Source organism: Streptomyces sp. XH2 (assembly GCF_049725035.1).
Taxonomy (GTDB): Bacteria; Actinomycetota; Actinomycetes; order Streptomycetales; family Streptomycetaceae; genus Streptomyces; species Streptomyces roseoverticillatus.
The window spans coordinates 320291-339062 of record NZ_JBMMMZ010000004.1; the positions used below are offsets into that span (position 1 = coordinate 320291).

Sequence of the window (18772 nt, forward strand, 5' to 3'; positions counted from 1 at the left end):
GGGTGAGTCCGGGGTCCGGCGGCGCGGCGGCGCGTGCGCGGTGCCGGGTCAGCGGGTGGTGGCCGCCGCCGTGACGTCGGCGAGCAGCTCGACCATGTCCGGGCCGTACGCGTCCGAGCTGACGACCTTCAGCAGGAGGCAGAACGTGCCGTCGATGCCGTGGCGGCGGGCGAGCTGCGCGTGGTGCAGGGCCAGGTACCGTATGGCCGCCTGGTTGGTGACGCTCCGCTGGCCGGAGGCGAGGAAGACCGGCCGGCTGCCTCCGGGCCCCGTCAGCCGGGCGAGCAGCACGTACTCGGCCGAGCCCTTGTCCACCCGGTACGTCTCGCCGCCGACGGTGATGGCGCCCTCGTCGGGACCGCCGCGGCCGGTGTTCACCTCGACGCCGGGCAGCAGGGAGCGCAGGTGGGCCTCGGTGCGCCGGTTCGACGCGGGCCCGCCGACGCAGAACTCGGTGCGCACGCCGATCCCCTGGCGGGCCGCGTCGTGCACCACGATGTCCGCGTGCGCGCCGCACTCCTTGATCAGCGCGGAGAGTTCGAGCAGGGCGAAGGCGTCGTGCCGCGCGACGCCCCAGCCGCTCGCGCTGGGGTCCTGGTTGACCACGAGCAGGCATTCCGAGCCGCTCGGGAGGCCGAAGAACGCCTGCTTGCGGCGGAGTTGCCGGCGCCACAGCTGTGTCCTCACGAACCAGCCCGCGGCGGCACTGATCCCGCTGGCGACCAGGCCCAGCACGATGTTGCGCACGTCGTCATTCATGGGCGGGGAGCCTACGGGAACGCCCGCGGCGTAAGGTCGGGCCATGCTCCTGTGGATCAACGGCCCCTTCGGCGGCGGCAAGACGCAGAGCGCGCACGAGCTGCGGCGGCGGCTGCCCGGCAGCGTCATCTGCGATCCCGAGCACGTCGGGTTCGGCCTGCACCGGATGGTCCCGCCGGCCCTGCGCGGCGACTTCCAGGACTTCCCGGCCTGGCGGCAGGGCGTGTACGAGGTGCTGGACCTGGCCCTGCGCGAGCACGGCGGGCCGGTCATCGTGCCCATGACGGTCGTGGAGCCGGAGGTCTTCCGGGAGACCGTCGGGCGGCTGCGCGAACGCGGCCACGACGTCCGGCACTTCACCCTCATGGCCACGCGCGCCACGGTGCTGCGGCGCCTGCGCGAGCGCTCCGTGGTGCACGCCCTGCGGTCGGCCGCGGGTCGCGCCGCGCCCGGGCGGCGGGAGAGCTTCGCCGAGTCGATGCTCGACCGGTGCCTGGAGCGGCTGCGCGAGCCGGAGTTCGCCGCGCACCTGTGGACCGACCGGCTCACGGTCCCAGCCGTCGCCGACGCCGTTGCCGGAGCGGCCGGCCTGGCCCTCGCTCCGAACACCGACGGCGCGCTGCGGGGCGGGCTGCGCCGGGCGTGGACGGGGATCAGGCACATCCGCTTCGACTGAGCCCCGCCCGCTCCGGCGGGGCCCCGGCCGCGGTCCGGCGCACCGGTCCCCGGCGGCGGCCCCGGCCGGGCTCCCGCGTCTCCTACGCCGCGTGGCGTCCTTCTCCGGGCGCCGCGTGCCGGGCGGCGGCCGGGCTGTCGGCGGGCGTGCGGTCGCCGGGCGTGCGGTCCGGGACCGGCGCCAGCTGCGAGGCGCCGGCGGCGTCCGTGCGGACCGGGCCGGAATCGTGGGCGGCGATCTGCGCCCTGGCGTCGACGGCGTACATGTCGACGTACTCCTGTCCGGAGAGCTTGAGGATCGCGTACATGATCTCGTCTGTGACCGCCCGCAGGACGTGCCGATTGTCGGCCATGCCCGCGTAGCGCGAGAAGTCCAGGGGCTCGCCGAAGCGCACCGTGACGGGGACCAGGCGGGGCAGCCGCCGCCCCGCGGGCTGCGCCTCGAACGTGCCGATCATCGCGCACGGCACCACGGGCGCGCCGGAGCGGATCGCCATCTCCGCGACGCCGACCTTGCCCTTGTACATCCGCCCGTCGTGGGAGCGCGTGCCCTCCGGGAAGATGCCGAGGAGCTCGCCGCGGCCGAGGACGCGCACGCCTTCGTCGACGGCGGCCTGGCCGGCGGCCCGGCCGGAGCGGTCGACGGGTATCGCCCCGAGCCCGCGGAAGAAGGCCGCGGCCAGCCGGCCCTTCAGGCCCCGGCCGGTGAAGTACTCCTGCTTGGCGAGGAAGGTGATCCGGCGCCGGAGGACGACTCCCATCAGGAACTGGTCGGTGAACGACTGGTGGTTGCCCGCCACGATCGCCGCGCCGTGCTGCGGCACCCGGCCCAGGCCCTCGACCCGCGGCCGGAAGAGCCACCGCAGCAGCGGCACGAGCACCACAGCCCTGAACGCGCTATAGAACATGCCAACGCCCTTCTCCCAGAGAGGCCCCCGCGCCGGGGCACGCTACTCGCGGGTATCGATCAGGGGGAGAAGGCAAATCAAGCCAGAGCGTGGCCGGTTGGTCACGGACGATTACGGGCGGCTGCCGTGCAGGACGCCCCAGCGCAGCAGACCGCGGCGCGCGGCGTCGGCCCACACGGGCAGGTTCTCGTTGAGGTGGGCGAGATAGGCGGCGCCGATGCGGCCGCCGAGCTCCGCCGTGCGCGCCGCCGTCTCGGCCGTCAGCCGGTCGTAGTGGGTGACCAGCTGGCCGCTGTGGTCGTCGAATCCGGCACCGGTCAGGCCGAGTTCCGCGAGCAGCCCGCGGTAGAAGGACACGGTCGCGAGGGAGTCCACGCCGAGCCGGGAGACCGCCGGGCGCAGCGCCTCCGCCGTCACGTCCTCGGCGGCCATGATGTCGGTGAAGGCCAGCGCCCCTCCGGGCTTGAGGACGCGGACGGCCTCGCTCAGCACCCTGGGCCTGTCTCCGCTGTGGCAGAAGGCCTCCAGGGAGCACACGGCGTCGAAGCTGCCGTCGGGGCACGGGATGTCGTGGAAGGAGCCGGTGACGACGTCGACGAGGCCGTCCAGGCCGCGTGCGGCGTTGACCGCGCGGTGGCGCTCGTTCTGGGCGGCGCTGAGGTTGAGGGCGACGACGCGGCAGCCGAAGCGCCCGGCCAGGCGGCGGGCGGTGCCGCCGTATCCGGAGCCGAGGTCGAGGACGGTCCGGTCCGGGCCGAGCCGGTGCGCGAGGCGGTCCGCGAGCCGGTCGACGGTGCGGCGGGAGGCGTCGGCTACGGCCTCGCCGGGGTGGGCGTAGATGCCGGTGTGGATGTCCTCGCCGCCCCAGACCGCGTCGTAGAAGGCGTCGACGTCGCCGGAGTCGTAGTAGTCGCGGGTGGCTTCCTCGTACTTGCGGGTCGCTTCCTCGCTGCTGCGTGGCGTGCTGTGGCCGGTCACAAGTGCTCCCCTCGCTGACGGGTTCGGTCGTGATCAGCCTCGCCCGTCGCGCGGCGGGGGTCACAGGGCCGAACCGGCCATGATCGGGGCCGCGTTCGCGCCCGCGCCGCAGTCCCCTGTGCTGCGGCGTGGACGCGAACGGGCCCTGACCGTGGGACCGGCGGGGCGGTGGGTGCCCGGCGCCGGCGGTCAGTGGGCGAGGACGCGGAGCGCTCTCACGTACGGGCTCCAGCGGGCGGGGCGTGCCACCGTGCCCGTGCAGGCGAGCTCGGCGCGGTCCAGGCCGTCCTCCAGGCAGGCGTCGTGGAGCGGCCGCCAGAACAGCGGCCAGGTGAGGCGGGCGGGGCCGCGTGCGGCCATCGCGAGGGTGTGCCGCAGGAGCGAGTGCTCCCCGTCGGCGTGCGCCCCGCCGGCGGGCAGGGCCGCGAACTCGTGGAAGCCGTGGAAGCCGCGCGGCCCGCTGAAGGCGAAGCGCACCCAGGTGGCGGGGACGTGGGCGGCGACGCGGTAGCGGACGGACCCGTGGCCTCCGACCGCCCCCACGCTCAGAGGGCGGTCGAAGGCCATCGGAGGCCAGGACCTGCGCGGCCACAGCCGGTCCCCGTCGCTCGCGAGGCCGTCGATCAGCGCGCCCGCCTCGCGCTCCGGTACGGGCAGCAGGCGTTCGTGCACGTTGTACACGTCCATGGATCCCCCATCCTCCGTGATGTTCTCCCGTGACGTTCCCGACCGATTATAGAGACTCCTCTCTAATATTGTGGAGAGTAATCTCCACCTCATGGCACGCCCTTCCCGCTTCGACACGGACCAGTTCCTCGACGCCGCCGTGCGGCTCGCCGCGGAGTCGGGGCCGGCCGGCGTCACGATGTCCGCGGTCGCCAAGCGGGTGGGGGCGCCGAGCGGTTCGGTCTACCACCGCTTCGCGGGGCGGACCGCGCTGCTCGCCGAGGTGTGGCTGCGGACCGTCGAGCGCTTCCAGGAAGGCTGGTTCGCCGTCCTCGAAGGGGATCCCGATCCCCGGCGGGCCGGCGCCGCGGCGGCGCGCCACACCGTCGCCTGGAGCCGTGCCCACCCGGAGGAGGCCGCGCTCCTGCTCTACGGGGCCGCCGACTTCGCGCGCGCCGAGTGGTCCGAGGAGCACGCCCGCCGCGCCGACGAGGGCCACCGGCGGGTCCGGGCGGCCCTCGCGGGCCTCGCCGCGGCCCTGGGAGCCGAGGGGCCCGCGGCGGCCGAACGCGTCGGCGTCGCCATGATCGACCTGCCGCTCTCCCTGGTCCGCCGCCGCATGCGGGCCGGCGAGCCGCTGCCCGCCCACGCGGAGGACCTCGCCGAGGAGTGCACGGCGGCGCTGCTCGGCTGACCACGCGCGGCCGCCCGTCCGGGCAGGCGCGGCCGCCCGGCCGAGGACGTGCGGACGAGGCGCCGCCGTCTACACCACCGCGGGTTCCGCCAGCTTCTCCAGCACCCGGGCGCGCAGCAGTTCGTACTCCTCGCGCAGGCGCTTGATCTCCGGCGGGCGCGGTATGACGACGCCGGCGGTGACGATCTCCTCGGGGCCGAACTGCTCGCGCGTGAGGTCGATCTCCACCCCCTCCCCCAGGCGGTTCCACCAGTGGAAGTCGGTCCGCGCACCGCCGACGCGGACCTCGCCCCGGACGAGGTCGCCGCCCAGCAGGTCGTTGAGGACGAGCGCGGTGACCCCGCACTGGTCGCGGGCCGGATTTGCCGAGTTCCACTGCGACCTGCACTCCGGTGTGCACGTGTCGGCGCCCCAACTGCTGCGCAGGGCCTTTTCGATGTCGGTGAGAAGCCGAGGAGTCATACCGGGCATCCTGGCACCAGGCACTGACAACGGCCGGAGCCGCCCCGCTCCGGTCGCTTTGCGAGCGCGTTCTGCCATATCCGAAGGCGACTTGAGAGCTTCTTGAACACGGTTCACCCACAACGGGGATCACCCGCGGACGCGAGGGGGCGCACCCGGCGCGCGGACGCCTAGGGTGCTTCCACGTGACCCGCTGACGGACAGAATCACGGACAGAATCGAGGACACGTGGACGAGGAAGAGGACCGGAGGCTGCGGGCGATCGCCCCGGAGATCTCGCACACCACCATCGGGCTGATGCGCACCATCGTCGGCCTCGAACCGGCGGAGCGGGTGCCGGAGGAGGCCCTCAAGGTCGCGGACAGGGTGCTCGCCGAGCACGGTACGGACGGGCTGCGGGTGCTGGTCATGAGCGTGTCGGGCTGGATGGCGGTCGGCATCGAGAACGTCGCGCACCTGAAGGGCCAGACGAACGAGGCCATCATCGACGACATCGAACTGACCTGCCTGGAGGCCAACCCGGAGGGGTGACAGACCTCTGAGCAGACCTCTGAGCAGGCCGATGCGGAGGCCGGTCTCGCAGAGGCCGGCCCGGAGGGGCGATCCGACCCCCGGAGGGCGGTCGCCCCTATCCGGCGTCCTCGACCCGGAGCCGCACCTGTTCCTCCAGCCGCGCGAGGCTCCGGTCGAGGGCGCCGAGCACGGCCTCCTCCCCCGGGTCGTGCCGCCGGTCGGAGAACGAGAGGTGGACGGTGACCTCGCTCGCCCCGGTGCCGTAGCCGGCCACCTGGAGCCATCCCGTGTAGCCGCTGCCGCCCTCCAGCGCTCCCCACTCCAGCCGCATCCGCTCCCGGTCCGAGTGGAGCAGCGCGGGCGCGTCCAGGCCGGTGCGGTCCTCGTGGACGGCCACGGCCGGCGGGTCCCCGGGCCGGACGTGCACCTCCTCCGGGAGCCAGCTGCTGAACCAGGTGACGACGCTCGCCTGGTCGAAGACGTGCTCGGGGAGATCGGGCATCGTCCGGGAACGCTCGTATTCGCTCATGCCCTACCCATGACCCACCCCCGGGGTTCGTGCAACAGCAGCGCGCCACCCGGCCGAACGCCCACCGCCGGAGCGCGCCGCGGAAGCGGGAATCCCGGGTCCACGCGCCGAAGTTGCCGATTACTGTGGAGTACGCCACGGATCGCGCCGGTGACGCGCCGGCGTGACGCCCCAGGAGGACGCCATGGACATGGACAGCTCGGTCGGGCACGGCTTCGTCGAGGTCAACGGAGTGAGACTGCACATCGCCGAGCAGGGGCGGGGGCCGCTGGTCGTGCTCCTGCACGGCTTCCCGGAGTGCTGGTACTCCTGGCGGCACCAGTTCGCTCCCCTGGCCGGCGCCGGCTACCGGGTGGTCGCCCCGGACCAGCGCGGCTACGCACGCAGCCAGCAGCCCGGCGACATCGGCGCCTACAGCCTGCTCCACCTCGCCGGTGACGTGATCGGCCTGATCCACGCGCTCGGCGAGGACAGCGCGGTGGTCGTCGGGCACGACTGGGGCGCGCCGGTCGCCTGGACGACGGCGCTGCTGCGGCCCGACGTCGTGCGGGGCGTGGCCGGCCTGAGCGTGCCGCCGGCGCCGCGCGGCCCGGAGGCCCCGCTGCCGGCTCTGCGCTCCCTGCTCGGCGACGGGTTCTACCAGCTGTACTTCCAGGAACCGGGCGTCGCCGACGCGGAGTTGGTGCGGGATCCGGCGACGACGTTCCGGCGGTTCCTGGTGGGCGCCTCGGGCGACAACCCGCAGAACGAGGATCCGCGCCCGTGGGTGATCCCGGCCGGCAGCACGGCCGTGGACACGATGCCGGAGGCGAAGGAGCTGCCGGGCTGGCTCACCGAGGAGGACGTCGCCACGTTCGTCCGCGAGTACTCCGCGCACGGCGACCGCGCCTTCACCGGCGGCCTCAACTGGTACCGCAACATCGACCGGAACTGGGAGCTCCTCGCGCCCTTCGACGGCCGCCGCATCGAGGTGCCCGCGCTGTACGTGGCGGGCGACCGCGACCTCGTACGGTCCTTCCCGGGTGTCGCGCAGCTGGTGGCGTCGCTGGAGAGGGTCGTGCCGCGCCTGCACCGCAGCGTGACGCTGCCCGGCTGCGGTCACTGGACGCAGCAGGAGCGCCCCGACGAGGTCAACGCCGAGCTGCTGGGCTTCCTCGCCGCCCTGGAGGCGTGACGGCGTCCCCGTACCACTTTCACCCGATCGGGTGATCTCCCCCACCGGCCGCCGGAGGCTGTACGGCCCAAGCCGAACGAGTCCGGGCCGGCTGACCGGGCGCCACACGGGAGGGCCGCCCGCAGTCGGCCCGGCCAAGAGCCGCCATGGCTGATGCTACGGCTGCTCGGTTGCCGCCGGCAGGTTGTGCCATGCATGTCCGCAGGCACCCTTGCAATACGTCTCGCGGCGGCGAGTGTCGGCAATGGCGAACGCGGAGACGAGGACGCGGAATGACGTGAGGTGCTCGGCGGCGGGGAGACCCGCGAACCCGTAGCGGGGCGGGTCCGTGCAGATCATCACCGCGGGGTTGGCCGTGGGCTTCACACCGGACCGCGCCACCCCCGCACGACCGTCCGCAGCGGTGATGTGCGCCTGCATCGCATAGCCGGCGACGTCCTGCAGCGCCTCCTGCCGGCGTGTCGGCTCGAGACCGGAGAACCAGGCCACGCCGGCCTCCAACGTGCGGAGGCCTTGGGCGATCTCATTGACGACCCGCTCGGTCTGGCACCGGAAGGCGCGGCGGTCATCACTGCTCGTTTCGGTCACCGCTTGATGATTTCACGACGCCGGTTCCTGGCGAAGCACGGCCGGCAGAGCGCCATGCGCAGCCACCTCTGCAGAAGCAGCGCAGCCACCGCGCGGCGGGCCGCGGCGTTATCAACGTCATGCCTGTTTGAGCAGCTCCATCGTCCACTCCCGCTGCTCAGCGGTGTCGGGGACGGCGAGCCCACGAGCTCGTTCAATCTGGTTCCAGGCGGTATCGGGGTCGACGCCGTTGAGGATGAGGAGTGCGGCCGCGAGAAGGGACGAGCGTCCGATGCCGGCCCGGCAGTGGGTGACGACGTGTGCGCCGTCGTGCAGCCGTTCGGCCAGTCCGTGCAGGGTGGGCAGGATCATGGTGCGGTCGGGCACGGTGCGGTCGGGGATGGGGATCGCGACGAATTGCAGCCCGGCTGCTGCGGCTGCCCGGGGTTCGTCCGCGAGGCCGAGTTCGCCGAGTTCGGGTCCGGTGAGTGCGCAGACCAGGACGTCGACGCCGCAGTTCTTCAGCGCGGCCATCTCGTCCTCAAGCCAGTCGTTGCCGCGGGGTCCGGCCATGGTGCTCAGTCGCCCCGGGCCGGGGAGGTCGATGGTGAAGAGGGCGGGTCGCATGTCAGCAGCACTTTCAGTCGGTGGAGTCAGGCGGTGACCGGGCAGTCAGGGGCGGGGGCCGACCAGGTTCTGCGCGGAGCTCGCTCGGTGCGAGGCCGGCTGGGGCAGCCACCTCGGCGGGGGCGCCCGGGCAGGCGATCGAGGGCGCTCAGGCCGTCGTTGACGGCGGCGCGTTCCCCCTCGGTGAGCGCAATGCTCACAAGCATGCGCGGCACGTTGACCTCGGCTTCGACGAGTTGGGCTTCGTCGATTCCTCGGGGGCGTGGAAAACGCAGCAGGCGCAAGCCGTTCGGTGCCGGCACTGTTCGAAGAACAGGTGGGAGCACAGCCCGTGACCGAGATCGTCATACTGCCATGGTCCACCGCAGTGCGGCACGGCCCTTGAGCAGGAGAACATTGCCGCGTGGAGAGGTTCAGTGAGACCTCGACCGCCAGGCGCGGAACAGGAGCACGCCGCCCACGGCCGCGATCACGACGGCTGCCGCGACGGCGCCGGCGCCGATGCCCAGGCCCGTACGGGGCGAGGACGCCGCCTTCTGCGGGGCGGCGGTCTCTCCGGACGGTGCGGACCTCGCCGCCGGAGGTGCCGTGACCGCCGGAGCGGGGCCGCCTTCGCCCCGGGCCGCCACGTCGACCGTGCCCTCGCCGTGGCCGAGGTCCGGGAAGCCGCTGTGCACGACGACCTTCCAGTTGCCCGGCGGCAGCGCTTCGCGGGTGGTGTAGGCCGCCTTCTCGCCCTCGACGGCCACGAGCTGCCACGGCCCGAGGGTGCGCCCGTCCCGGCCGGTGGCCGTCAGGGTGCCGGCCACCGGCTCGTCCACGGGGTCGTCGTCGTTGTCCCAGGCCGCCACGGCCCGTACGTGACCGTCCGACTGCGCGCCGCCGACGGTGAAGTGGATGGTGTCGCCGTGCGCGGCGGCCGGCCCGGGCGTGCCCAGGACCAGCAGGGCGGCGGCACAGCCGAGCGCGGGGGCCAGGGTGAGGGAGCGTGGCTTCATCGCGGCGTTCCTCCGGGGAAGGGGGGGGGACTTCGGTGGGTGAGCAGGACGGAGAGGGGCGGGGGCCGCCCGGGGGGGGGGGGGTGGAGCGGGGGCCGGCCCGGCGCAGGGGACGGCCGCCGAGGGGCGGCCGTCAGGAGGCGGCCGTCAGGAGGCGGCCTTCGCCAGGGTCCAGTTCTGGTAGCCCTGGCCGTTCTTCTGCTGGAGTTCGAGCAGCCACCCGCCGTAGTACCAGCGCTTGCTGATGCCCAGCACCAGGGAGGAGCCCTCGGGCTGCAGGACGTACGCCCCGCCGCCGGCACCGTTCAGCCGCCACTTCTGCGCGGCCGTGTCGCGGCACGGCCGCTGGGCGACGTACTGGCCGGCCACGGCTTGTCCGCCGCTGCCCAGTTCGAGGCACTTGCCGCTCTGGGCCGACTTCACGCGCAGCGTTCCGCCGCCGGCGTTCTCGAAGACCCACTGCTGGTTGGCGTAGCCGTGCCGCTGGTAGGCGATGGCGACGGTGCCGTCCGCGGCGGAGCCGCCCCACAGGTCGACGGCCTGGCCTGTGAGGCCGTTGACCATCAGGTACGGGGTGCCCGGGCGGACCGGGGAGCCGCCGTCCGTGGAAAGGGTGCGGAAGGCCGCGGCGCGGCCCGGCGCGGAGGTCTTGCCGTCGGTGCCGCGCGCGGCGACGGCGACCTTGTAGGCGGTGCCGGGGGTGAGGTTGGTGAGGCGGACGACGGTGTCCTTGACGTCGGCCGTCTTCTTCCCGTCGACCAGCAGGTCGTATCCGGCGGCCGAGGGGACCTTGGTCCAGCTGACGACGGCGGAGTTCGGGGTGATCTGGCTGACCTGGGCGTCGGGACCGGCGGTCGGCTGACGCGTCGGGCCGGGGCCGGGCGTCCGGGTCGGCGTGGGGCCGGGGTCGGGGTTCGTGGTGCCGCCGTCGGCCATCAGGAAGCGGTTGTTCGCGATGTTCCAGTGGGTGGCGAGGTAGCTGCCCGGCTTGGGGTTGGTGTGGAAGTAGTCGTCGTGGCCGCAGTCCAGACGGTTGTCGTTGGCGCGGTCGGGGCAGATGGTCTGCATCTTCGGGTAGTACGGGGCGTCCGAGTAGCACATGATGTCCCACTCGTCGACGCAGTGCGCGGCCTTGCTGGTGTGCGGGGCGCTGTTGTTGACCGCGCCGAGGTTGTGGCCGAGCTCGTGGGCGGGCGTGCTGCCGCCCCAGCATCCGGAGTCCGTACGTCCGTAGGAGGGGCCGAAGTTGCTGAGGTTGTCCTGGCCGGGGCGCTCGTCGCCGTTGAAGGTGCCGATGCCGCAGTAGACCTGCGCGTCCGCGAAGACCATGTACTTGCGGTCGCGGCGGTTGAAGCCCTTGGCGGCCAGGGCGTTGTTCATCGCCCCGAACTCCTGCAGGTCGCCCGCGGAGACCTCGACGTCCAGGACGGAGACGGTGCAGTCGGCCTCGGTGACGTAGCGGACGTGGCGCTCGCCGCCGGTCTCCTTGGCGCTGGCGTTGTAGATGACGTCGGTCTCGGCCGCCCACTGCTTGAAGGAGGCCGCGTACTGGCCGAACCGGTCGCGGCCGGGGGCGTGCACGTACAGCACCTGGACGCGGTTGCCGGTGGTGCCGTCGCCCTCGCAGACGACCTTGGAGCCGGAGCCGTCCTGCGGGCCGGCGGGCGAGCCGGGGGCGGCGGGCGAGGCCGCCACGCCGCCCTTGCGGGCGTCGATCACGGCCGGTGCGCCGCGCAGGGCCTCGCCGGCCGAGGGGGCCTGCTCGCCGTCGCCGGCGAGGGACGAGGGCCCGGAGGTGCCCTTGGCCGCGGGCGGGGTGTCCTTGGTGATGTCGACGCCCTTGGGCGGGGCGTCCGGGCCGTGGGTGCACAGGCCGGCCCGGGAGACGCTGTAGACGCCGACGCAGCGGTCGCCCTTGGGGGCGGGCTTGAGGCCCTCGTAGACGAGGCCGCGGCGCTTGTCGGCCTTGGGGGCCGAGGTGAGGGGGGCGGGCGGCTTCTTGTGGACGGGCTCGGAGGCGGGGGCGCTCACCGCCCCGGGCTGCGGGCTGCCGCCGCCCGTGGTCGCGGACCCGACGCTGATGACGCCGAAGGTGATGCCGGCGGCCGCGGCGGCCGCGGCCGCCGTGAGTATGACGCGGCGGCCGGTTCTGCTGCGGCGGTGGCTGTGTTTGCGTGGCAACGGAGTTCCCTTCGGTGGGGGGTTGCGGACGGCCGGGCGCGGCGCGGGGCCCGCCCGGCAAGGGGGGTGGCTCTGGGGGGGGCCGAGGGCTCAGCGCGCGGCGAAGACCTGCAGCCAGCGCGGGCCGTCGTAGCTGAAGGTGACGCCGACGCCGATCTCGGTGTAGGCGCAGTTGAGGACGGTCCTGCGCTGCCCGGGGTCGTTCATCCACGCGGTCACGACGGCGGAGGCGCTGCCGTGGCCGGTGGCGGCGTTCACCCCGTACGTGCTCCAGTAGTGGCCGGGTGCGGCCATGCCGCGGGCGAACGCGGACCACTGGTTCAGCGGGGTGTGCGGCGCCGTGTCGTCGGTGCGGCGCTGGGCGTAGGCGACCAGTTCGGCGCTGCGGCGGACGGGGCCGCAACCGGCCTTGGCGCGCTCTTTGTTGACGATGCGGACGACCTCTTGCGCGAGGTCCGTCCCCGGAGCGGGCGGCGGCGGGGTGCGCCGGGGCGACGCCTCCGCGCCGGGCTTCCTGCTCGGTTCGGTCTGCGCGCCGGTCCGGGCGGGTGCCGTGTCCGTGGCCGGAGCGACGGACGGGGTGGATGCCGAGGCCGTCGGCGCGGGAGCGGCGGATTCGCGTACGGGAGTGCGCCCGTTGTTCTCGGAGCGGGCGACGGGCGTGGCGGCGGTGCGCTCGGGCACGGTCGCCGTGGGGCCGCCGGCGGTGACCGGGACGATCTCGACGGGGCCGCCCGGAGCCTGCGGAGCCGCGCTCTTGGGGGCGGCGCTGAAGAGCTGCGGGCCGCCGCCCAGGGCGCCGGCCACGACGACGGCGATGACACCGGCGACGACGGCCCGGCGGGCCGTGCGCCCTGCCGCCCCGGACGGAGCGGAGGAGGGCGCGGCGTCTCCCGCGGGTCCCGTCGCGGCGCAGGCCGTCATGGCGTCGCCCATCGCGCTCCCGGTCAGCCGGCCCAGCAGGGCGGCCCCGAGGGGGACCAGTCCGAGGCCGGCGAGCAGCCCTTCCGCGGGCACCAGCGCGGACCAGTGCCCGCCGCAGTCGGAACAGCCGCGCGCGTGCCGGGCGATGCGCTTGCGCCACAGCGGGCCCGGCGCCCCGTCCCAGCCCCCGAGGACGTCGGCGAGCTCGGGGCAGCGCGGGGTCGTGGCGAGGGCGCGGACGACGACGCGGGCGGTCTCCAGCTGCGCCTTGGTGCGCTGGACGCGGACGGCGGTGTACTGCGGCGAGCGGCCCAGGGCCGCGGCGACCTCGGCGCGGTTCAGTTCGCCCGCGGCCTCCAGCCACCACAGCGACATGACGACCTGGTCGTCGCCGTCGAGCCAGCGCGTGGCCTCGGCGGCCTGCCGGCGCTGGCCCTGCAGGCCGAGGCGGAGGATCGACCACTCGACGAAGTCGGGCTCGGGGGCTGCGGCCTCGGCCATCTCCTGCGGGCCGCCGGCGGGGGCGTCCTTGCGGTCTCCCCGCTCCTTGCGCCAGTGGCTGCGGATCTGGTTCATCGTGATCGCGACGAGCCACGACCGGAACCCCTCGGGGTCCCGCAGCCCGCCCAGGCCGCCGACCATCCGGATCATGGTCTCCTGCACGACGTCGTCGACGTCCGCGTGGCCGTTCAGGGCCCGGCCGACGATGTTGTAGACCAGGGGCAGGGATGCGGCGACCAGCTCGCCCTGCGCCGCGCGGTCCCCGCCGCGCGCCGCCTCGACCACGTCGGCCGTGCTGTCCAAGTTCACGTTCCGCCCACCTCTTTCCGCTCCACCGCATCGGCGGTCTTACGCATGGGGAGACCAGGGGGCGCGCAGCGGATAACAGAAAAATCTTCGATTCGGCGGAATCTTTTTTGCGGGGGTGGGTATCAGGGGCGCTCACACCCGGGCGAGAGCCCCCTCCTTCGCCCCGTTCCGGGCCGTACGGCGCCGGTAGTAGGCGACGGTCACGGCCGCCAGGAGCGGCGGCCAGGCCAGCAGGGGGAGGTAACAGGCGGCGAGGAGCGCGTCCTGCGCCGGGGTTCCCTGCCAGACGGCCTGGTCCGGGTTCACGTAGGGGGCGCAGAAGAACCAGACGGCCAGGCCCGTCAATGCCGTCGCGCCCAGCAGGGCCGGGACCACCGCCGCGAGCGGGCGCACCCGGCGGCCGCCCAGCAGGGGGATCCACCGCGGCACGACGTCGCCCCAGGAACGCACGAGTCCGAGCGTGAGCAGGGCGAGGGCCTCGGAGACCACGGTGAGCGAGAGGACGTACAGGTCTTCCCCGAAGGACACGTCGCCGTCGGGCGGAGCCACCGGCAGCCCGGCGACGAGTGCGATCCGCCACAGCCCCGACGGCAGGGTGACCAGGGGCACGGCGTGGGCCGCGAGGACGGCCCATCGGGGCACATCGGGCAGGGCGTTCATCTTCAGCATGCGATACATACTGGTCGCGGGGCCGGCAGCCCCGCGTCCGCCCGCGGAACGGGCCTCCTCCGCCGCACGGCGGAGGCGGGGTCGCCCGCCGGAAGTACCGTCAGGGCCCCTGTCAGGAGCCGGCCGTCAGGGAGCGTCCTCCGCCGTGACGGCGACGAGTTCGGCCTCGAAGCCGTCCTCGTTCTCCAGGTAGGCGGCGTAGTGGCCGGCTCCGCCGGCGTAGGGATGCCGGTCGGGGAACATCAGCTGCCAGCCGTGCCCGGGAGCCGCCTCCACGAGAGCGTCGACGGCCGCCCGGCTCTCCACGCGGAAGGCGACGTGGTTCATGCCCGGCCCGCACCGCTCATGGGTGCCGCCCGTGAGCGCGGGCGACTGCTCGACGACGAGATAGAAGTCGCCAAGACGCCAGCTGCGGCCGTGCTCCCAGCGCTGGTAGGGCGTGCAGCCGAGGGCGCCGAGCAGCCAGCCGAAGCTCTTCTCGGCCCGCTGCAGGTCGGGCACCCACAGCTCCAGATGGTGCAGCACGCCCACGCTCCCCCGGTTCAGCGGATCGGTACGTCCGAGATCGTACGGGCGATCACCAGCCGCTGGATCTCGCTCGTCCCCTCAAAAATGGTGTAAATAGCGGCATCCCTGTGCATCCGCTCCACCGGGTACTCGCGCGTGTAGCCGTTCCCGCCGAGGATCTGCATCGCCTGGGCCGTGACGGCCTTCGCCGTCTCGCCCGCGAAGAGCTTGGACATCGAGCCCTCCGCCGAGGTGAAGGGCTTGCCCGCGGTGGCCATCCAGGACGCGCGCCACACCAGCAGCCGGGCGGCGTCGATGCGCGTGCGCATGTCGGCGAGCTGGAAGGCGACGCCCTGGTTGTCGATGACGGGGCGGCCGAACTGGACGCGCGTCTGGGCGTAGTCGAGCGCCACCTCGTACGCGGCGCGGGCGATGCCGACGGCCTGGGCGCCGACCGTGGGGCGGGAGGCCTCGAACGTGGCCATGGCGGCGTTGTGCGTGCGCCCGCCGTCGCTGCGGGCGCGCTCGCGGGCGCGGGCCAGGCGCTCGTCCAGCTTGTCCTTGCCGCCGAGGAGGCAGTGGCCGGGGAGGCGCACGCCGTCGAGGACGACCTCGGCGGTGTGCGAGGCGCGGATGCCGTGCTTCTTGAACTTCTGGCCCTGGGAGAGCCCCGGCGTGCCCGGCGGGACGATGAAGGAGGCGTGGCCGCGCGCTCCCAGCCCGGGATCCACAACGGCGACGACGACGTGGACGTTCGCGATGCCGCCGTTGGTCGCCCAGGTCTTCGTCCCGTTGAGGACCCATTCGTCCTTGGCCTCGTCGTAGACGGCCCGGGTGCGCATGGCGGAGACGTCGGAGCCCGCGTCGGGCTCGGAGGAGCAGAAGGCGGCGATCTTCACGTCGTCGGCGTCGCCGTACATCTGCGGGAGCCAGGTGCCGATCTGCTCATCGGTGCCGTTGGTGAGGACGCCGATGGCGGCGAGGCCGGTGCCGGTGATGGCGAGGCCGAGGCCGGCGTCGCCCCAGAAGAGCTCCTCCATGGCCATGGGGATGCCGAGGCCGGTGGGGTCGAAGAACTGCTGGGCGTAGAAGTCGAGGGAGTAGAGGCCGATGCGGGCCGCTTCCTGGACGACGGGCCAGGGGAACTCCTCGCGCTCGTCCCATTCGGCGGCGGCCGGGCGCATCACCTCGGCCGCGAAGCCGTGGATCCAGTCGCGCACCCCCCGCTGGTCCTCGCCCAGCTCCATCGTGAACCCAGCCACGCGGCCTCCCACCCCTCGACACAGCATTACTCGCGGTAACGCGAGTATGTTACCGACCGGTAGTAGTGTCAACCGTCCCTCCTCCCGGATTCGCTGGGTGGAGCGGGTGTTACGTTGCGCAGGCATCACGATTCACAGGGGCGGGGAGGCAGGTCATATGGAAACCAGTCAGCGGGAGGACCAGCAGCACGCGGCGGAGCGGCGCCGCCAGGAGCTGCTCGAGGCCGCGGACCGGGTGGTGCTGCGGGAGGGGCCCGGGGCCTCGATGAACGCGATCGCCGCCGAGGCGGGCATCACCAAGCCGATCCTCTACCGGCACTTCGGCGACAAGGGCGGCCTCTACCGCGCCCTGGCCGCCCGGCACACCGATGCGCTGCTCGTGGGGCTGCGGGCCGCGCTCGACGCCCCGGCCGAGCGCCGCGACCGCGTCGAGCGGACGCTGGACAGCTATCTCGCGGCCATAGAGGCCCGGCCGCAGGTCTACCGCTTCCTGATGCACCCCGCCGACGAGGGCCAGCCCTCCGAGGCCGGCTTCGACGTGGGGCGGCATTCGGCGCCCCTGCTGCGGCGGATGGGCGAGGAGCTCGCCCAGGTCATATCCGAGCGCGTCGACCTCGGCCCGGACAGCGACGAGCTGTCGCGGACCTGGGGCCACGGCATCGTGGGCATGATGCACGCGGCGGGCGACTGGTGGCTGCGCGAGCGCCCCTTCCCCCGCGAGCACCTCGTGCGCCACCTCGCGGACCTGCTGTGGGGCCGGCTCGCCTCCTCGGGCGACCTGCCGGGCGGGCCCGGCTTCTGAGGCCGGTCCGGCTTCTCGGGCGGCCCCGGTTTCCCGAAGGGCACCGCGGCCGGCCGCCCGTACGCCCTACGCCGTACGGGCCGGCTCCGGCCGCGCCTCCGTGCGCCCCGCCCACGGCGCACGGCGTACGGCCCGCATCGCGCGGCGGCGGCGCAGCCCCGTCACGTGGTCCAGGTAGAGCCCGCCGTCGAGGTGGTCGCACTCGTGCTGCAGGCACCGGGCGAAGAAGCCGGTGCCGGCCACGCGCGCCCGCGAGCCGTCCAGGGTGAAGCCCTCGACGACGGCGTGGTCGAAGCGCGGCGTGCCCGCCTCGATGCCGGGGACGGACAGGCAGCCCTCCGGCCCGCGGACGGTGATCCCGTCGGCCTCGACGAGCCGGGGATTGACCAGGTGGCCCAGGTGGCGGCGGTCCTCGTCGTCCGGGCAGTCGTAGACGAAGACGCGCAGCGGGACGCCGATCTGGTTGGCGGCGAGGCCCACGCCGCCCGCCGCGTACATGGTCGCGAACATGTCCTCGACGAGCCGCGCGAGGTCGTCGCCGAAGTCCGTGACGTCTTCGCAGGGGGTGCCGAGCCCCGGGTCGCCGAGCAGCCGCATGGGCCGGACGCGTCCGGAAGAGCCGGGGATGGAGCCGTTTCGCATGCGCCAACCCTACGGTCAACCTCGCGCTACGTGGACGGCCGGTTCGGGCCTGCGGCCGGATCTCGATAGGCTGATCCCCGACCGGGCCTCCTGGCTGGCGATTCGGCGCGGAGGGGGCGTTCCACCACCGGCGGACCAGGGACGGGCACGGCGCCGGAACAAGGAGGATCTAGGACGATGGCAGGCAACTCGGGGCCACTGTCGCCGCGGGCCAAGCTGGCCGTGACGGCGGGCAAGGCGGCTGCGGCGGTGTCGCGGGCCGCGGGCCGCGGCAGCGGATCGGTGATCGGCGGCAAGGTCGCGCTCAAGCTCGACCCCGACCTGCTGGCCCGGCTGGCGACCCACCTGGACGTGGTCCTGGTGTCCGCCACCAACGGCAAGACGACCACGACGCGGCTGATCGCCGAGGCGCTGCGCGCCAGCGGCCCGGTGGTGTCCAACGCACTGGGCGCGAACATGCCCGCGGGCATCACCTCGGCGCTGGCGGGCGGCTCCGACGCGCGCTACGGCGTGATCGAGGTGGACGAGAAGTACCTGGCGGGTGTCGCCCGGGACGTCTCCCCCAAGGCCATAGCGCTGCTGAACCTCTCGCGCGACCAGCTCGACCGGGCCGCGGAGACGCGCATGCTCGCCGAGAAGTGGCGTGAGGGCCTGGCCGGCACCAAGGCAGTGATCATCGCGAACGCGGACGACCCGCTGATCGTGTGGGCCGCCTCCTCCTCGCCGAACGTGGTGTGGGTGGCGGCCGGCCAGGAGTGGAAGGACGACGCCTGGTCGTGCCCGTCGTGCGGCGGCGTGATGCAGCGCCCCGGCGACGACTGGTTCTGCGGCGAGTGCGGTTTCCGCCGGCCGACCCCGAGCTGGGCGCTGTCGGGCGACTACGTCCTCGACCCGCACGGTTCGGCCTGGCCGATCCACCTGCAGCTGCCGGGCCGGGCCAACAAGGCGAACGCCACCACCTCCGCGGCCGTCGCGGCCACCTTCGGCGTCCCGCCGCAGGTCGCGCTGGAGCGGATGTACCAGGTGCAGGCGGTCGCGGGCCGGTTCGACGTGGTGCAGTTCCTCGGCCGCGACATCCGGCTGCTGCTGGCCAAGAACCCGGCCGGCTGGCTGGAGACGTTCTCGCTGATCGACGGCCCGCCCGCGCCGGTGATCCTCGCGGTCAACGCCCGCGGCGCCGACGGCACCGACACCTCCTGGCTGTGGGACGTGGACTACCCGCGCCTCGCCGGCCACCCGATCTTCGTCATCGGCGACCGCAAGCTGGACCTGGCCGTCCGGCTGGAGGTCGCGGGCCTGGACTTCCGGGTCTGCGAGACCGTCGACGAGGCCGTGCAGCAGTGCCCGCCCGGCAAGATCGAGCTGATCGCCAACTACACGGCGTTCCAGGACGTCCGCCGCCGCGTCGGCAACTGACCCCGCCGA

The 18772-nt window shown here is 73.7% G+C and carries 20 protein-coding genes and 1 pseudogene; 6 read left to right on the forward strand and 15 right to left on the reverse strand.

What is annotated here, in order from left to right; all coding sequences use genetic code 11:
• Positions 1-14: 14 nt before the first annotated feature.
• A pseudogene (locus ACOTKD_RS10850) lies at positions 15-759 on the reverse strand (hypothetical protein); the annotation flags it as partial.
• A gap of 43 nt (positions 760-802) precedes the next feature.
• Between ACOTKD_RS10850 and ACOTKD_RS10855 the strand changes: the two are divergent.
• On the forward strand, positions 803-1435 hold the full coding sequence (locus ACOTKD_RS10855; protein WP_424888674.1) for an AAA family ATPase: 633 nt from the start codon (positions 803-805) through the stop codon (positions 1433-1435).
• 82 nt (positions 1436-1517) lie between these two features.
• Here the strand turns inward: ACOTKD_RS10855 and ACOTKD_RS10860 are convergent, their stop codons facing one another.
• The 3 genes from ACOTKD_RS10860 to ACOTKD_RS10870 all read right to left on the reverse strand — a co-directional run bounded on the left by ACOTKD_RS10860 (position 1518) and on the right by ACOTKD_RS10870 (position 4007).
• A complete protein-coding gene (locus ACOTKD_RS10860) occupies positions 1518-2342 on the reverse strand; it encodes a lysophospholipid acyltransferase family protein (RefSeq protein ID WP_424888675.1) in 825 nt (274 codons plus the stop codon).
• Between the two features lie 111 nt (positions 2343-2453).
• Positions 2454-3320, reverse strand: coding sequence for an SAM-dependent methyltransferase (locus ACOTKD_RS10865; RefSeq protein WP_424888676.1), 867 nt, complete (start codon positions 3318-3320; stop codon positions 2454-2456).
• 189 nt (positions 3321-3509) lie between these two features.
• The gene (locus tag ACOTKD_RS10870) at positions 3510-4007 is read right to left on the reverse strand and encodes an SRPBCC family protein (protein ID WP_424888677.1); all 498 of its coding nucleotides are present in this window, start codon (positions 4005-4007) and stop codon (positions 3510-3512) included.
• 91 nt (positions 4008-4098) lie between these two features.
• Here ACOTKD_RS10870 and ACOTKD_RS10875 point away from each other — a divergent pair, with 91 nt between their 5' ends.
• Positions 4099-4680 carry a TetR/AcrR family transcriptional regulator gene (locus ACOTKD_RS10875; protein ID WP_424888678.1) on the forward strand — a complete coding sequence of 194 codons (582 nt, stop codon included), beginning with the start codon at positions 4099-4101 and terminating at the stop codon, positions 4678-4680.
• Between the two features lie 69 nt (positions 4681-4749).
• Here the strand turns inward: ACOTKD_RS10875 and ACOTKD_RS10880 are convergent, their stop codons facing one another.
• Positions 4750-5142, reverse strand: coding sequence for a YunG family protein (locus tag ACOTKD_RS10880; RefSeq protein ID WP_424888680.1), 393 nt, complete (start codon positions 5140-5142; stop codon positions 4750-4752).
• A 228-nt stretch (positions 5143-5370) separates the two neighbouring features.
• Here ACOTKD_RS10880 and ACOTKD_RS10885 point away from each other — a divergent pair, with 228 nt between their 5' ends.
• Positions 5371-5673 (forward strand): hypothetical protein, encoded by a 303-nt coding sequence (locus tag ACOTKD_RS10885; protein ID WP_030364320.1) that lies wholly within the window; start codon positions 5371-5373, stop codon positions 5671-5673.
• Between the two features lie 97 nt (positions 5674-5770).
• On the opposite strand, the gene ACOTKD_RS10890 is transcribed toward ACOTKD_RS10885, so the two are convergent.
• On the reverse strand, positions 5771-6184 hold the full coding sequence (locus ACOTKD_RS10890) for an SRPBCC family protein (protein WP_424888681.1): 414 nt from the start codon (positions 6182-6184) through the stop codon (positions 5771-5773).
• Between the two features lie 190 nt (positions 6185-6374).
• Here ACOTKD_RS10890 and ACOTKD_RS10895 point away from each other — a divergent pair, with 190 nt between their 5' ends.
• Positions 6375-7358 carry an alpha/beta fold hydrolase gene (locus tag ACOTKD_RS10895; protein ID WP_424888807.1) on the forward strand — a complete coding sequence of 328 codons (984 nt, stop codon included), beginning with the start codon at positions 6375-6377 and terminating at the stop codon, positions 7356-7358.
• A 156-nt stretch (positions 7359-7514) separates the two neighbouring features.
• Here the strand turns inward: ACOTKD_RS10895 and ACOTKD_RS10900 are convergent, their stop codons facing one another.
• The 8 genes from ACOTKD_RS10900 to ACOTKD_RS10935 all read right to left on the reverse strand — a co-directional run bounded on the left by ACOTKD_RS10900 (position 7515) and on the right by ACOTKD_RS10935 (position 15903).
• Entirely contained in the window at positions 7515-7946 is a 432-nt protein-coding gene (locus tag ACOTKD_RS10900) for a DUF5958 family protein (RefSeq protein ID WP_424888682.1), read from the reverse strand.
• A 117-nt stretch (positions 7947-8063) separates the two neighbouring features.
• A complete protein-coding gene (locus ACOTKD_RS10905; protein WP_424888683.1) occupies positions 8064-8552 on the reverse strand; it encodes a protein-tyrosine phosphatase family protein in 489 nt (162 codons plus the stop codon).
• A gap of 413 nt (positions 8553-8965) precedes the next feature.
• Complete coding sequence (locus ACOTKD_RS10910) at positions 8966-9550, reverse strand: hypothetical protein (RefSeq protein ID WP_424888684.1); 585 nt, start codon at positions 9548-9550, stop codon at positions 8966-8968.
• 147 nt (positions 9551-9697) lie between these two features.
• Positions 9698-11731, reverse strand: coding sequence for an RICIN domain-containing protein (locus ACOTKD_RS10915; protein WP_424888685.1), 2034 nt, complete (start codon positions 11729-11731; stop codon positions 9698-9700).
• A 90-nt stretch (positions 11732-11821) separates the two neighbouring features.
• Complete coding sequence (locus ACOTKD_RS10920) at positions 11822-13465, reverse strand: sigma-70 family RNA polymerase sigma factor (protein WP_424888686.1); 1644 nt, start codon at positions 13463-13465, stop codon at positions 11822-11824.
• A gap of 132 nt (positions 13466-13597) precedes the next feature.
• Complete coding sequence (locus ACOTKD_RS10925; protein WP_424888688.1) at positions 13598-14134, reverse strand: hypothetical protein; 537 nt, start codon at positions 14132-14134, stop codon at positions 13598-13600.
• A 126-nt stretch (positions 14135-14260) separates the two neighbouring features.
• Positions 14261-14659, reverse strand: coding sequence for a VOC family protein (locus tag ACOTKD_RS10930; RefSeq protein WP_424888689.1), 399 nt, complete (start codon positions 14657-14659; stop codon positions 14261-14263).
• A 17-nt stretch (positions 14660-14676) separates the two neighbouring features.
• Positions 14677-15903, reverse strand: coding sequence for an acyl-CoA dehydrogenase family protein (locus tag ACOTKD_RS10935; protein WP_424888690.1), 1227 nt, complete (start codon positions 15901-15903; stop codon positions 14677-14679).
• 157 nt (positions 15904-16060) lie between these two features.
• Here ACOTKD_RS10935 and ACOTKD_RS10940 point away from each other — a divergent pair, with 157 nt between their 5' ends.
• The gene (locus ACOTKD_RS10940) at positions 16061-16705 is read left to right on the forward strand and encodes a TetR family transcriptional regulator (protein ID WP_424888691.1); all 645 of its coding nucleotides are present in this window, start codon (positions 16061-16063) and stop codon (positions 16703-16705) included.
• 66 nt (positions 16706-16771) lie between these two features.
• Here ACOTKD_RS10940 and def read toward each other — a convergent pair whose 3' ends face one another.
• Positions 16772-17347, reverse strand: a complete 576-nt coding sequence (def, locus tag ACOTKD_RS10945) for a peptide deformylase (RefSeq protein ID WP_424888692.1) — start codon at positions 17345-17347, stop codon at positions 16772-16774.
• A gap of 177 nt (positions 17348-17524) precedes the next feature.
• On the opposite strand from def, the gene ACOTKD_RS10950 reads away from it, so the two are divergent.
• Positions 17525-18763, forward strand: a complete 1239-nt coding sequence (locus ACOTKD_RS10950; RefSeq protein ID WP_030364333.1) for a MurT ligase domain-containing protein — start codon at positions 17525-17527, stop codon at positions 18761-18763.
• Positions 18764-18772: the final 9 nt, after the last annotated feature.